The sequence below is a fragment of the Flavobacterium collinsii genome, from assembly GCF_946903285.1.
GTDB classification, from domain to species: Bacteria; Bacteroidota; Bacteroidia; order Flavobacteriales; family Flavobacteriaceae; genus Flavobacterium; species Flavobacterium collinsii.
Window position 1 is genome coordinate 1,137,392 of record NZ_OX336425.1, and the last position, 12,666, is coordinate 1,150,057.

Sequence of the window (12,666 nt, forward strand, 5' to 3'; positions counted from 1 at the left end):
AATCAATTTAATCCTTTTAATCTGTGGCATTTTTTCGTTACGTTTCCGCAATTTATTAAAAATTAATTCGTGAAAATTTGTGAAATTCGTGGCAAAAAAACAATGAAAACCTTTTCAATCTGTGGCAAGACGTTATGTAATCTTTGTTTTGTTTTTAGTGCTAAAAGCGGTTAAAAGTAAATAACTTATAAAACCAACTGTGAGCGCTAAAACGGATGCTAAAATAAGACTTCCCACGATATATTGTGTAGCATTTTTTTGAATATCATCAAGTGTAACCGAACCATTTGCAGTTTGCATAACATCGTTTGAAACAAAGTAACTTCCCATTTTTAAAGATCCGTAAATAACAAAAGGAATGAAAGGCGGAAAACTCACATTTGAAGCTAAAAAAGCAATCACTTTGTTAAGCTTAAATAAAGTAGCAAAAGTTAAAAGTAGGATGGTTTGGAACCCCCAAAAAGGAGAAATTCCGATAAAAATGCCCAAAGCAATTGCTGCCGATTTTTTGAAATTGGAATCACTACTTTCTAAAATATCTTCCAAAAAGAATTTTTTAAAACCTTTTTTTTTTGCTTTTCTAAAAAAGTCTCTGGGTTTGATGTACAGCAATGCCCAAATGACCAAAACGGTATTTAAGATGCTGATTCGTGTAAAGTCTTTAAACGGACGAAAGTGTGAAACACGTTCAGCGGGATCGTACAAAATCTGAATCGGAATGTTTTTAACGACAACACCTTTCCAGGCAGAGCGAACGATTACTTCAATTTCGAACTCAAATTTATTGGTATAAAATTGTTTTGGAATGAGTCGCAAAGGATAGAGTCTGTAACCTGATTGGGTATCGCCAAGTTTAATTCCGGTTTCAAATTTAAACCAGAAATTAGAAAATTTATTTCCAAAACTACTTTTCTTAGGCACGTTTTCCTGTGTCATATTGCGGCTTCCTATCAATAACGAATTGGGTTCGTTTTGAATCTCAGCAATAAAATTAGGAATATCTGAAGCAAAATGCTGCCCGTCTGAATCAATTGTAATGGCATACTCAAAATTCAACTCGATTGCTTTTCGGAAACCATTTCTTAAAGCCCTTCCTTTTCCCAGATTTTTAGGATGATGAATCTGGGTGAATTGCGAATAGTGTTTCAGGATTTCAGAAGTTTCATCCGTCGAGCCATCATTAACAATAATGATATTTGAAGTGAAATCTAAAATAGAATCCAGCACTCTTCTCAGCGTTTTATGATTATTGTACGTTGGAACAATAACACAAAAGTGAGTCGAACTTAACAATTCCTGCTGTGATAAAGTAGGTTTCATGGGGATTTTTTTCCTTAGTTTACTTTACAAATTGTCTCTCTTTTTCGGAGAAACTCTTTGATTGTAAAATAAAGTCTTTTAGGTATTCTTTTAAAGTGGCATTTTGCTCAGCGTAGTGGTCCGTGAGGTATTTTTTGTCTTCTTTAATGTTTTTTTTATAACCGGTAATTCCGGGAACGTTCTCCTGAATACTCAGTCGAATCATTCGGATTTCAATATTATTCGGATCGTTTTTTATAGTGGCTTCCAATAATTTGGCACCTTCTTTAAAACGGGCCATTTTATTTTTTAACCGATCTTCATATTTTGAATCCAACAAAATAGATGCGGCTTTGTAGGCTACCAGAATTTTATCATCGTTGTTAGAAACACCGGCAAGTTTTTGTGAAAATTCTTTAGCATTCGATTCTGACTTTGTGACGTCAGAATACATTTTTCTAATGCTGGTCAAATCCGGAGTACCGACAAAATTAACCCATAAAAGCAATGACAGTAATAGTTTCATAGTTATATCTTTTTGTACACATTGCTCAGTTTCAGGGCAACAGTGTCGTTAAAATAAGTGGTGTTTTTCACCTTAACCAAATTTTCTTCTGTTGTAACGATATCTAGTTCTAAACGCAATTCAGGATTTATTTCGGGATTGATTAATGCCATAAATTTTACATTTGAAAGCGTCTGGATCATCAAAGTACTTTTGGTAATTGACTCTGTAAGCTCTTTAATAATCTGGATCATGCAAACTCCCGGCATAATTGGATTCCCCGGAAAATGACCTTTGAAAACTTCATGTTTTTCATTGACCAAAATCGCAATTGTATATTTAGAATCTCCTGTTTTTTCTTCGGAAAGAACTGTGTAAAAATCTTTTAAAACCATATTTTTTTATTTGCCAAAAGGATAAGAAACACCTATTTGAAAACTAACATTTGTATTATAATCTCTAAACCAATAATCATTATTGTTACCGTTGCTGCCGTAATAATCACTATCAAGAACATCCACAATTCCTTTTTTGAAACGCGCCTCAAAAGTCAATCCGGAAGGTAATCTATAACCAACTCCCATGATAAAAGCCAGGTCAAAATCTGTTTTTTCATAAAGTAAGTTGTCTCGTAATCTAAAGTCTAAAGTTGGACCAACCTGAAACTGAAAGCCATTTTTTAAAGTAAACTTATTAACCATAGCAATAGAAAGATAGTCGATTTCTAAATTTTTAGTTTGAACAACATCATTGCCATTATTATAATTGATATAAGTTTTAACATTACTCGCTCCTTGCTTACTATACGTGATTTCGGGTTGTAAAGTGTAAATTTTAGTTAATTTAATTTCACCAAAACCTCCTATATAAAAATCAGTTCTATAGTCTGAACGGGTATTGGAGAATGTAGAAAAAGAAGCTCCGGCTCTTAAACCCGGTTTGAATGTTACTTGTGCCTGTACACTTGTTAGGGTAAACAAGGCCAATACGATAATTACTAAATTTCTTTTGTTCATGATTTAATTTATTTTACTTTGAAAGTGTAACTAATACCTATCTGGAAAACCTGATTTAAAGTAATGTCATCGTAATAATGTCTGTTTTCATTATTATAATCATATCTGTCATATCCATAAATATCAACTAATCCTTGTTTTAAGCGTGCTTCGAAAGTTAATCCGTTTGGCAGGGTATATCCAACTCCGCCAACAATAGCAAAGTCAACATCAACAGGGTTCTCACCAAATTTGTCAAAATTATCATTGGTTTTAAAATCTATAGATGGGCCGGCTAATACGTGGAAACCTTTTCCTTTAAAATGAAATTTAGCCACAGCTCCAAGTGTAAGATAATTTATTTCGACTTTCTGACTTCTGCGACGGGAAGTATTGTTGTCAAAATCTAAATAAGACAGACGAATATCAGCACCCTGTCTCGAATAATTTAATTCCGGTTGCAACGTAAAATATTTATTGAATTTTATAGCCATTAATGCACCAACATAAAAATCAGATTTTGAACTGCTATTTTCCGGCATATTACTTAAATCTGATATATTTAAACCTCCGCGAAATCCCGGACTAACCTTTACTTGGGCATTTGACGTTATAATTCCAATAAATAAAACAAAGGCAATTACGGTTATTTTTCTCATTTTGGTCTTGATTTAAGTTTAGGTTTAGTTTAAATTTTTATTCTGATTTAAAGTAATTTAATTCAATTTTCAACTTAATATTCTGATGATTAATCAAAATCTTCTCGGCAAAAATATCGTTTTCTGAACTAAATGTCAGTGTAAATTTTTCTTTTGTTTTAGAAGACTGAACGACCTTTTCTAATTTGTGATCTTTTTTGGAGATAAAAAGATAGTTGTCACGCTTTCCATCCGGCGATTTATAAATGTCGGCGGATTCGTTTTCAAATTGTTGCTGAATCAGATAATCCTTTTTTAGTAACAAACGGAAATCTTCTTTTAGTGTATGAATCAGGATTTTTCGGTCCAGTTCGGATACAATTGAATTGACTTTAAAGTCCGTCTCAGAAATTTCAAAGTCTAGTAATTTGTTGCCAAATTCGGTAGTAAAAACAATACGATGTGTAGTGTCATTGATCTTTTTGGCGATGAAGATTCCCGACATTTCATGACCGTAAACTGTAATGTTGGTTTTATACACATAATCGGTTTTTGAATCTGCGAAATAAGGAACCAGGTAAGACGTTTGATCTAGTTTTTTAGGAGTATAGTTTTTTGTGACGGAGCTACAAGAAACTAAAACAATCGCAAGGAAGCAATTAATTATTAAAAACGGAATCGTCGATTTTTGCATTGATCACTTTATTTTTAAGTACAATTCGGGTATAATCTTCAGAGGATTCTAATAATTTAACCTGAACCACAGTTGCTTCTTCTTTGTCGAAAGTCAATTCAATTTGTTTGATGTATTTTTTTAAGGTGGCATCTTTAGGAACAAACTTCGCTATATTCTGTCCTTTTGATTTGAAATAGGAAATCGCAAATTCCTTATCGTCAAACATATTGCCGCTTACACTTCCGACAATTAATTTGTTGATTCTGCCAAAGATTTTGCTGTTGCCAATATCAACGGCACTTTTCTTCCCTTCGTCGTTAATCAGGATTTTTCCGTTTTTAAAAACAATGCTGTAATTGTATGGTTTTTTGTATTGCCATTGCAGCAATGAAGGCTCTTTAAAAATCATCTTTCCCGAAGTTTCAATATCTTTCGATAAAAAGTCCAAGTGTTTGTATTGAACAAAATCGGTACTCAGGGTTTTGATTTTTTTGGAAACTACATTTACATCCTGCTTGAAAGCGGTAACTTCAGTATCAGACATCTTTTGTTCCTGAGCGAACAAATTGCCTGAGATAAATAAAATTAAGAGTGCTATTTTAGTTTTCATATTTATTACGAATTGCGCTATATTATTTTGCCACAGATTAAAGGATTTTCACAGATTAAATTGTTAAAATCCGTTTTTTATCCACGTTTTCGCGTAAGCGAATCTGTTTCATCCTCGTTCAGTTTTCATAAGCTTTAAGATTCAAAAGTTCTTCGGTTGAAATTACTTTATAATTGTTTTGCTGCAAAAATTGCAAAAACTGTTCCAGTACCAAAACAGAGTGTGATCCTGTGTCGTGCAAAAGTACAATTCCACCTGGAGAAATACGTTTTATAATTCGGTTGAAAATCAAAGACTGATTTTTGGTTCCGCCATCCAGCGAACGAATATTCCATCCTATCACTTTGTGACCGCTTATTTTTAAAGCTCTTCTGATCGAAGGCGTTGTAACTCCATAGGGCGGACGAAAGAAGTTTATTTTTTTGGAGGTGTATTTTTCTAAAAGAGCATCCGTTTTCTGAATTTCACCAGTGATTTTTTTAGCATTATAAAAATCAAAAAAAGGAGAATGACTGTACGAATGATTGCCAACCAAATGCCCTTCATCTACAATTTGCCGCATGATTTCAGGATAAGCTTCGATGTTTTTTCCTATGCAAAAGAAAGTTGCTTTTACCTTGTATTTTTTCAATAATTCTAAAACTTCTAAAGTAAAAATGCCCGGTCCGTCATCGAACGTAATGGCAATTTTTTTTTCGGTTTCCAAAGGATTACTGCAGTATGCTTTTACATGATAATTAGAAGAAATTATAGAAGAGCCTACAGCATTTATGCCTAACCAAATTAAAACAATTGCGATAAACCATACCCAGTTAATTGCGATATACAGCTTTAGAAAAAGCAATAGCAGCAATAAAAAGAGAAAGAATAACGAAATGTTTTTATGCGTTATCATCTTGAAAGTAACGTAAAACTATGGTTTTTTCCGTTGAGCTGATTGTACAATAAAATGGTTTTGTAAGCCGGTTTTTCAACCGAATTCGCTTTTATGATCTCAGGGATTTCCTGTGTTTTTAAAATTTTAGAGGCCATCCATAAAGCAAAAGCCGATGCGGTATCGTACTCACCACTCAAATGTTTGTAATACAATTGAGGAGTTTGGGCGAAAGCATTTTCTGCCAGATTTTTATAATAATTTTCAAAATCTACATTACCGTCAAATCCTAAAATCAGAGCATCAATAGCTGAAACTTCTAATTGATTGGATTTCAAAAAGGAGATAATTTCAGTTTCAACTTCATTCTCCTCCAAGGTGTTTACGATCGCAATGTCTAGCACTTCTGCGTAGGTAGTCTCTTTTCGTTCATTTTCTAAAACGAAAAAGCTGGCACCTTCTCCATAAACGGCACCGCTTGTAGTAGCATCTAAAAGGTTGTAAGGTTGCTGATTGTCTTGTTTGATACGTCCTGATAATTTAAAAAGGGCAGTAGTATAATCGCCATTTTCATCAACTCCACCCACAAGAACTGATTGTGCTTCTTCTTCCTCAATTTGCATTTTAGCATCTAAAAGCGCCGATTCAAAAGAAACAGCTCCGTTTACATAGGTAAAATTGTAACCGTTGCATTTTTGTAACAGTGCAATTTGAGCACCAACCGTATTATGGGTCGATTGAATAAAGGATGTTGGGGTTAAGAACTCCTCATTATTATCAAGGATATTTTTCAGGAATTTTTCGGAGTCTTCGATACATCCTAAGCCTGTTCCGGTAATAATGGCATTAACATTCTCAACTTGTGCATCTTTCATGGCAATTGCCGAAGCCACAATTCCGTTTTTTACTCCTTTTGCCATTCTTCTAATGGCGGCCGGAGAAATATAATCTTTGTAAACGGGAGGAACAATTTCAAGGACGTTCTTGTCATGATTGTGTACGGCTTCTTCTAAAAAAACAGTATCAAATGTTTTTTGAGTCGAAATACAACCTATTCCATTTATATATGTTTTTTTTAATTGCATTTTGAAAATATAAGTGTTGAACAGTTACCTCCAAATCCGAAAGAGTTGGACAAAACATGTTCGATAGTTGCATTTTTTAAAGAAGTTTGCGGTTTTAAATCAAACTCTTCCATTGGTGTTTCGAAATTCAGATTTGGGTAAACTACACTATTCCGAATGGCCAAAACGCTATAAACGGCCTCGATGGCTGCCGCAGCGGCCAAAGTATGTCCCGTAAAAGGTTTTGTCGAACTAAAATCGGGTACTTTTTCATCTCCGTAAATTCGAAGAAGAGCTCTTCCTTCAGACAAATCATTGTTTGGAGTTGCTGTTCCGTGAACGTTGATATAGTCGATATCACTAGGTTTTAAACCAGAAATATCAAAGGCTTTTTTCATGGCAAGGTAAGCGCCATCTCCATTTTCTGAAGAAGCCGTCTGGTGGAAAGCATCATTAGCATTACCATAACCCGAAACACGAGCCAGTACTTTTTTGTTTTGCTTTTTTACAACTTCATCAGATTCTAAAACCAGAAAAGCGGCTGCTTCACCCAGATTTAGTCCTTTTCGGTTGTTGTCAAAAGGTTTGTTGTAATCGTCAGATAAGATCATTAGGGTTTTGAATCCGTTGATCGTAAATTTAGCCAGAGCATCGGTTCCGCCTACAATTACGCGGTCCAGTTTTCCGGATTTGATCAGTCTTGCACCCAGCATAATTGCGTTTGCAGCCGATGAACAGGCGGTACTTATAGTGGTAACAATCCCTTTTAAACCCAGCTCTTCTGCAATTTTTTCGGCTACATCACCGCCATCGTGACAAGTAATGTATTTCACAAGTTCCGGATGTTTGAAATAATCGTAATAATGCTTTTCAGTCATATCCATTCCGCCCACACTTGTTGCGGAAATAAGTCCGGTTCGGAATTCATTTATTGAAGTAATTCCGGCATTTTTAATAGCCTGTTTTGCTGCAAAAGTGCCAATCATGGCGGTTCTTGAAAAGTTATTATCAGGAGTAAGTTCTAATTCTTTGACCAATTCGTCATTGGTTTTCTTAATTTCTCCTACTTTAATGATATCAGCGTGAACCGTTTCAATGTTTTCGATACGCGTTACCGCAACTTTATTTTCGATTAATGAAATGTAGTTTTCTTCGACTGAATTTCCAATCGAGGAGATAATTCCCATTCCGGTTATTGCAACACCTTTTGTCATTTTAGATTTTAGATTTTTAGATTTTAGATTTTTTAAACGATTATTCAGATTTCGAATATTTCTGTTTAAGAAATCTAAAATCTGAAGTCTAAAATCTGAAATCTATTTCGTTCTGTTTGCGCTAATGTACGCCGCCATAGTTTCGATGGATTGAAAGATGGTTTTTCCTTCTTTTGGATCAACTAGTTTAATTCCGTAATCCTTATCTAAAATTACGATCAATTCAAGCGCATCAATGGAGTCTAAACCTAAACCATCTCCAAACAAAGGGTCGTTATCTGCAATATCTTCGATTGCGATATCTTCAAGGTTAAGAGTTGTAATGATTTTATTTTTTAATTCTTCTTTTAATGCTTCCATGATTATTTATTATATAATGTATTGATATTTTCGTTGTTATATTTTGCGCTTTCTTCTTTGCTAATCGTGCAAAGAAAAGCCTTGTAATCGTCGTTGAAAAATTCTACCCAGCCACAAAGAACCACGTCGGCTTTATTTGTATTCAGAAGAATAGTAGCATAATTGGACATAAATTCAGTGTTAAAGGCATCAAATATAAAGAAAGAATTTTCACTTTTCAGCTGATGGCGAATACTTATTTCGCCCAGACAAATATTTGGCAGTGTATAAACAAAAACCGCAGGACTTGGAAAGTAATTTTCTTTGTCGGAGATAGATTCCTGGTATTTAACATCGGTATCTAAACTCGATGATTTATTGGCCAAAACCAAGGCAATATTGTTTTCCTGTTTCGTTGAAGTTATGGGACTCAAAAGCAGTTCAGCTCCTAAAAAAGCCAGTTTGCTCAAAGCATCCATCTTGAAAAACTTCGGGTATTGAATGTCAAAATTGCGATAGGCCTGTTTAGAGAAATCAGCAAAATTGGTCGGTTCAATTTTGAAAACAGAAGTTCCGTTCAAAACAATTTCGTTGTTTTCAATGGTGCAATAGGATTGTATGTGAGTTTTTTGAGTCATTTTTTTAATTTAACACTAATTGCACAAATTAGCACGAATTGATTTTTGAGTTTAAATTACACTAATTAATCTGTGAAAATTAGTGCAATTCGTGTTTATCCTTCTTTTATCTTTTCAAATACCACAGCTGTATTACAACCGCCAAATCCGGAAGCTGTTTTCAGGAAAAAATCAATCGTTGCCTCTTCGTTTTTCTCAATTACATTTATAGATTCGCTAACCCCAATTTCATCAAAACCTTTTGATTCAAAAAGGATATTTTGATTTACGGATTCAATAGCAATTACGGTTTCCAATAATCCGGAAGCGCCTAAGGTATGACCGTAGAATCCCTTCAGACTATTGACTGGAACATTTTGTAGACCTAAACGGTTTAGGGCAATTGCTTCCATTTCGTCATTAAACGGAGTTGCGGTTCCGTGTGCTGAAATATAATCGATTTTGTCAACTTCTATTTGGGCTTCTTTCAAAGCATTTTGAATACTTCTGAACAAACCTTCACCTGTTCGTGAAGGACCCGAAATATGATTGGCATCGTTTATCGAACTGTCTCCGATAACTTTTATTTTGGCATTTGCAGTTTCGGCAGTAACTAGCACTGCTGCCGTCGCTTCTCCCAAGCTTACACCGGTTCTGTTTTTAGAATAGGGTTTGCAAGGCAAGTCGCTCATGGCCTGAAAAGCATTAAAACCGGACAAAACAAATTCTGAAACTTCGTCGCCAGCGACAACAAAAATGTTGTCGTACAACTCAGACTGAATCATTCTTTTGGCGACAGAAATGGCTAAAATTCCGGATACACAAGCATTCGAAACCACAATGGGCTGTGTTTGAAATCCGAAAAAAGTGGCAATATTTTTTGCCAGAACATCTAAATGTGCGTTAAAAAAACTTTCTTCTGAATTATCTTTTAAAGCGGTTACATTTCCTTTTGTGGTCGAAAGTATAAAAGCCGTTTTTGAATCTAATTGAACCGCTGCATTTTTGATAATAGGTTCTAAAGCCAGAATCATCATTTTCTCCAAGCGGGAGTATTTTGTTTCAGTGCTGATTTTTGCAAAGGCACTGTTTATTTTTTCATCATGAATTACCGAACCATAAAACGGAACCGGCATCAAAGAAATGTCATTATTTAGCTGAATGCCCGAATCACCGCGAAGAATTGCTTCAACATTTGATTTGACATCAAAACCTAATGGTGTGATGCAGTTGGTTTGTGTAATGTATATTTCTTTCAACATTTTATGATTTTATTCCGGCGTATTTTTTAGGACACGCAGATTTAACAGATTAAGCAGATTTACACAGTTTGTTGTTTTTTTAATTTGTGTCAATTCGTGCAATTCGTGTTTTATTTCAACAATCCAACTTTCTTTTTCCATTCTTCATAAAAAGGAGGATTCGTCAACATTAGATTTCCGTCCTGATCTAAAAAAACCTGAACGGTTTCTCCGGTGCAGGCCACCTCACCTTTATCATCCAGTATTTTAAAACGATAGATCATTTTTGCAGCGGGTGTGTCAATGACTGTAGTTTCTATTGTTACGACATCACCATAACGCAAAGACAATTTGTGTTCGCATTTTGATTTTACGATTGGAGTTGTGTAGCCTGTTTTGGCAATATCCAAATAGGTAAGTCCGTGTTGACGGCCAAACGCTTCACGTCCATCTTCAAAATAGGTGATATAATTGCCGTGCCAAACGATTCCAAGCGGATCCGTTTCGTTAAAACGAATTCTGATTTCATGTGAAACGGTTAGTTCGGTTGCTTCGTTAAACTGTTCTTTTCTTTTTGTCATAGAATAATGCAATGGATGTTGTGATAATGAAGAACAAAAATAGCAAACTTATTTTTGGGATGATTTCAAGGAAAGATACGTTGCGGAGTAAAACATCATAGAAAGCTTCTAATCCCCAGTTCATAGGTGATGATTTAGCAATAAGCTGCATGATGCCCGGCATTGCAAAAACGGGAACCCAGATTCCGCCAATAGCAGCCAGAATAATAACGCTTGTGGCGCCAAATGGAGCTGACTGTTCTTGTGTGCTCGCGATAGTTCCCAATAAAATTCCAAAGCCAATGGCTGCAAAACCTGAAAATAAGGCTACCACACTCATTAAGAACAAATGGCCTTCGACATTTAAAGGAGGCAAACCAATATGTGGAAATAAAAAGATTGCCACGGCCACCATCATGTAAAACTGTATCATACAAATGGCAGAATAGGTAATGGTTTTACCAATAATAACCACAATATTAGAAACCGGATTGGTCAATAATCGAACAAATGTTCCCTGCGATTTTTCTTTTACTATATTGATGGACAACGGAATCACAATAAAAAATATGGCAAAAAGTGTCCAGGCCGGAACATTGTGCTGTACAGAATTAGGGCGTACTTCTTTGTTGTTTATTTTTGGAATGATTTCTTTGAACGTGATAAAGCTTTTTTGCTCAAATTCGGCATTTCCTTCTCCCAGTTGATTTTGAAAAGTCGTATAAATGGATTTTGTCTCGATTTGAGAAATCATCTTATCGATGGAGCTCATCACAGCATTTTTGAAGCTCATTTGAACTGCCGGATCAAAATACAATTTGACTTCTTTTTCTTTAATTACTTTTGGTTTTTTGGCTTGAGCCGAGGTATCTGTTTCTGTTAACCCCATTTTGCTCACAATGTTTTCGACATTCTGATCAATTTTGGTTTGCAGATCAACACTTAGTTTTTCCGGGATTACAATCGCCAGTTGAAATTTACCTTTGTAAACCGCTTCTTTAGCCGTTTCTTCGGTAATGGGTTTATTATCAATTTGTGTGACCACACTAAAAAGCTGACTTTTTTCCAGATTATCAAAAACAGTTTTAGACACTGAACCTTTATCGTTATCAACCAGCAAAATCTGAATTTTGGTGTCACTAACGGTTTTAAAAGTACTGTCCTGAATTAGGGTTACTGTAATCACCAGAACCAAAGGCATGATGAATAAAATGATTAAACCGCCTAAATCTCGTTTGAGCAGGAGGAATTCTTTTACGATTGACATCCAAATTTTATATACCATCTCTAAAGTCTTTACCGGTTAATGAAATAAAAACTTCTTCAAGGTTGCGGGCTTCTTCAGTAGAAGCAATTAGGCTTAAAGGTGTACCCTGAGCGTAAATTTTGCCGCGGTCTAAAATGGCAATGTTGGTACAGAAATCTTCTGCTTCTGCCAAATGATGTGAGGTATATATAATGGTTGTTCCGTTTTGATTTAAGAGTTTCAGATAGTCAATAATGGCATTTTTAGACTGTACATCAACACCAACGGTTGGTTCATCTAAAAACAAAACTTTGGGATTGTGTAAAATTCCCGCAATCAAATTGACTCTGCGTTTCATACCGCCTGAAAAAGTTTCGATACGCTTGTCGGCAAATTTTAATAATCCTAAAAGATCTAAAGTTTCAATGACTTTGTCTTTTAGATAATTGCCTTTTAGTCCGTACATGCTTCCGAAATAATGTAAATTTTCTCGGGCCGTTAGTGTAGGGTACAAAGCATATTCCTGAGGGACAACACCAATGATTTTTTTGATTTTGGAGGAATGATGGGTATAATTTAGCCCGTCGATCGTGAAATGCCCAGAGGTTGGTTTTATTAGTCCGCAAAGCATAGAGATTAAAGTGGTTTTTCCGGCACCATTCGGTCCTAGTAACCCAAAAATCTGACCTTCACTAATCTCCAGCGAAACATCGTTCAAAGAATACAGATCTGCATTTTTGTACTTTTTCGAAAGGGATTCTATTTTTATAATGGATTGCAAAATATTT

General features: G+C 35.1%; 16 protein-coding genes. All 16 read right to left on the reverse strand.

Annotation, left to right across the window (positions count from 1 at the left end; all coding sequences use genetic code 11):
• Positions 1 to 132: 132 nt before the first annotated feature.
• Entirely contained in the window at positions 133 to 1,320 is a 1,188-nt protein-coding gene (locus tag OGZ34_RS05080; RefSeq protein ID WP_263362326.1) for a DUF2062 domain-containing protein, read from the reverse strand.
• A 19-nt stretch (positions 1,321 to 1,339) separates the two neighbouring features.
• The gene (locus tag OGZ34_RS05085) at positions 1,340 to 1,825 is read right to left on the reverse strand and encodes a hypothetical protein (RefSeq protein WP_263362327.1); all 486 of its coding nucleotides are present in this window, start codon (positions 1,823 to 1,825) and stop codon (positions 1,340 to 1,342) included.
• Between the two features lie 2 nt (positions 1,826 to 1,827).
• The gene (locus tag OGZ34_RS05090; RefSeq protein WP_263362328.1) at positions 1,828 to 2,199 is read right to left on the reverse strand and encodes a 3-hydroxyacyl-ACP dehydratase; all 372 of its coding nucleotides are present in this window, start codon (positions 2,197 to 2,199) and stop codon (positions 1,828 to 1,830) included.
• A 6-nt stretch (positions 2,200 to 2,205) separates the two neighbouring features.
• Positions 2,206 to 2,820, reverse strand: a complete 615-nt coding sequence (locus tag OGZ34_RS05095) for a PorT family protein (RefSeq protein ID WP_263362329.1) — start codon at positions 2,818 to 2,820, stop codon at positions 2,206 to 2,208.
• 8 nt (positions 2,821 to 2,828) lie between these two features.
• Positions 2,829 to 3,458, reverse strand: a complete 630-nt coding sequence (locus tag OGZ34_RS05100; protein WP_263362330.1) for a porin family protein — start codon at positions 3,456 to 3,458, stop codon at positions 2,829 to 2,831.
• Positions 3,459 to 3,495: 37 nt separating this feature from the next.
• Positions 3,496 to 4,131: a hypothetical protein gene (locus OGZ34_RS05105; protein WP_263362331.1), complete on the reverse strand. Its 636-nt coding sequence runs from the start codon at positions 4,129 to 4,131 to the stop codon at positions 3,496 to 3,498.
• Positions 4,097 to 4,723, reverse strand: coding sequence for an outer membrane lipoprotein carrier protein LolA (locus OGZ34_RS05110; protein WP_263362332.1), 627 nt, complete (start codon positions 4,721 to 4,723; stop codon positions 4,097 to 4,099). The genes OGZ34_RS05105 and OGZ34_RS05110 overlap by 35 nt, the downstream gene beginning before the upstream one ends.
• Before the next feature lie 118 nt (positions 4,724 to 4,841).
• Positions 4,842 to 5,618, reverse strand: coding sequence for a polysaccharide deacetylase family protein (locus tag OGZ34_RS05115; RefSeq protein WP_263362333.1), 777 nt, complete (start codon positions 5,616 to 5,618; stop codon positions 4,842 to 4,844).
• Positions 5,615 to 6,682 carry a beta-ketoacyl synthase N-terminal-like domain-containing protein gene (locus OGZ34_RS05120; protein WP_263362334.1) on the reverse strand — a complete coding sequence of 356 codons (1,068 nt, stop codon included), beginning with the start codon at positions 6,680 to 6,682 and terminating at the stop codon, positions 5,615 to 5,617. The genes OGZ34_RS05115 and OGZ34_RS05120 overlap by 4 nt, the downstream gene beginning before the upstream one ends.
• Positions 6,673 to 7,875 (reverse strand): beta-ketoacyl-[acyl-carrier-protein] synthase family protein, encoded by a 1,203-nt coding sequence (locus tag OGZ34_RS05125; RefSeq protein WP_263362335.1) that lies wholly within the window; start codon positions 7,873 to 7,875, stop codon positions 6,673 to 6,675. Before OGZ34_RS05125 ends, OGZ34_RS05120 begins: the two co-directional genes overlap by 10 nt.
• A 102-nt stretch (positions 7,876 to 7,977) precedes the next feature.
• Entirely contained in the window at positions 7,978 to 8,235 is a 258-nt protein-coding gene (locus OGZ34_RS05130) for a phosphopantetheine-binding protein (protein WP_017496902.1), read from the reverse strand.
• 2 nt (positions 8,236 to 8,237) lie between these two features.
• Positions 8,238 to 8,852, reverse strand: a complete 615-nt coding sequence (locus OGZ34_RS05135) for a 3-oxoacyl-ACP synthase (RefSeq protein WP_263362336.1) — start codon at positions 8,850 to 8,852, stop codon at positions 8,238 to 8,240.
• A 95-nt stretch (positions 8,853 to 8,947) separates the two neighbouring features.
• Positions 8,948 to 10,093, reverse strand: a complete 1,146-nt coding sequence (locus OGZ34_RS05140) for a beta-ketoacyl-[acyl-carrier-protein] synthase family protein (protein WP_263362337.1) — start codon at positions 10,091 to 10,093, stop codon at positions 8,948 to 8,950.
• A gap of 110 nt (positions 10,094 to 10,203) precedes the next feature.
• Positions 10,204 to 10,653: an acyl-CoA thioesterase gene (locus tag OGZ34_RS05145; RefSeq protein ID WP_263362338.1), complete on the reverse strand. Its 450-nt coding sequence runs from the start codon at positions 10,651 to 10,653 to the stop codon at positions 10,204 to 10,206.
• Complete coding sequence (locus OGZ34_RS05150; protein ID WP_263362339.1) at positions 10,628 to 11,917, reverse strand: ABC transporter permease; 1,290 nt, start codon at positions 11,915 to 11,917, stop codon at positions 10,628 to 10,630. Before OGZ34_RS05150 ends, OGZ34_RS05145 begins: the two co-directional genes overlap by 26 nt.
• On the reverse strand, positions 11,907 to 12,659 hold the full coding sequence (locus tag OGZ34_RS05155) for an ABC transporter ATP-binding protein (protein ID WP_263362340.1): 753 nt from the start codon (positions 12,657 to 12,659) through the stop codon (positions 11,907 to 11,909). The genes OGZ34_RS05150 and OGZ34_RS05155 overlap by 11 nt, the downstream gene beginning before the upstream one ends.
• Positions 12,660 to 12,666 lie beyond the last annotated feature (7 nt).

Excerpts from the sequence above, each read along its gene's own strand:
- OGZ34_RS05120 (WP_263362334.1), bottom strand. The coding sequence starts at position 6,682 with ATGCAATTAAAAAAAACATATATAAATGGAATAGGTTGTATTTCGACT.
- OGZ34_RS05125 (WP_263362335.1), bottom strand. The coding sequence starts at position 7,875 with ATGACAAAAGGTGTTGCAATAACCGGAATGGGAATTATCTCCTCGATT.
- OGZ34_RS05090 (WP_263362328.1), bottom strand. The coding sequence starts at position 2,199 with ATGGTTTTAAAAGATTTTTACACAGTTCTTTCCGAAGAAAAAACAGGA.
- OGZ34_RS05150 (WP_263362339.1), bottom strand. The coding sequence starts at position 11,917 with ATGGTATATAAAATTTGGATGTCAATCGTAAAAGAATTCCTCCTGCTC.
- OGZ34_RS05095 (WP_263362329.1), bottom strand. The coding sequence starts at position 2,820 with ATGAACAAAAGAAATTTAGTAATTATCGTATTGGCCTTGTTTACCCTA.
- OGZ34_RS05140 (WP_263362337.1), bottom strand. The coding sequence starts at position 10,093 with ATGTTGAAAGAAATATACATTACACAAACCAACTGCATCACACCATTA.
- OGZ34_RS05135 (WP_263362336.1), bottom strand. The coding sequence starts at position 8,852 with ATGACTCAAAAAACTCACATACAATCCTATTGCACCATTGAAAACAAC.
- OGZ34_RS05110 (WP_263362332.1), bottom strand. The coding sequence starts at position 4,723 with ATGAAAACTAAAATAGCACTCTTAATTTTATTTATCTCAGGCAATTTG.
- OGZ34_RS05080 (WP_263362326.1), bottom strand. The coding sequence starts at position 1,320 with ATGAAACCTACTTTATCACAGCAGGAATTGTTAAGTTCGACTCACTTT.
- OGZ34_RS05115 (WP_263362333.1), bottom strand. The coding sequence starts at position 5,618 with ATGATAACGCATAAAAACATTTCGTTATTCTTTCTCTTTTTATTGCTG.
- OGZ34_RS05145 (WP_263362338.1), bottom strand. The coding sequence starts at position 10,653 with ATGACAAAAAGAAAAGAACAGTTTAACGAAGCAACCGAACTAACCGTT.
- OGZ34_RS05130 (WP_017496902.1), bottom strand. The coding sequence starts at position 8,235 with ATGGAAGCATTAAAAGAAGAATTAAAAAATAAAATCATTACAACTCTT.
- OGZ34_RS05105 (WP_263362331.1), bottom strand. The coding sequence starts at position 4,131 with ATGCAAAAATCGACGATTCCGTTTTTAATAATTAATTGCTTCCTTGCG.
- OGZ34_RS05100 (WP_263362330.1), bottom strand. The coding sequence starts at position 3,458 with ATGAGAAAAATAACCGTAATTGCCTTTGTTTTATTTATTGGAATTATA.
- OGZ34_RS05085 (WP_263362327.1), bottom strand. The coding sequence starts at position 1,825 with ATGAAACTATTACTGTCATTGCTTTTATGGGTTAATTTTGTCGGTACT.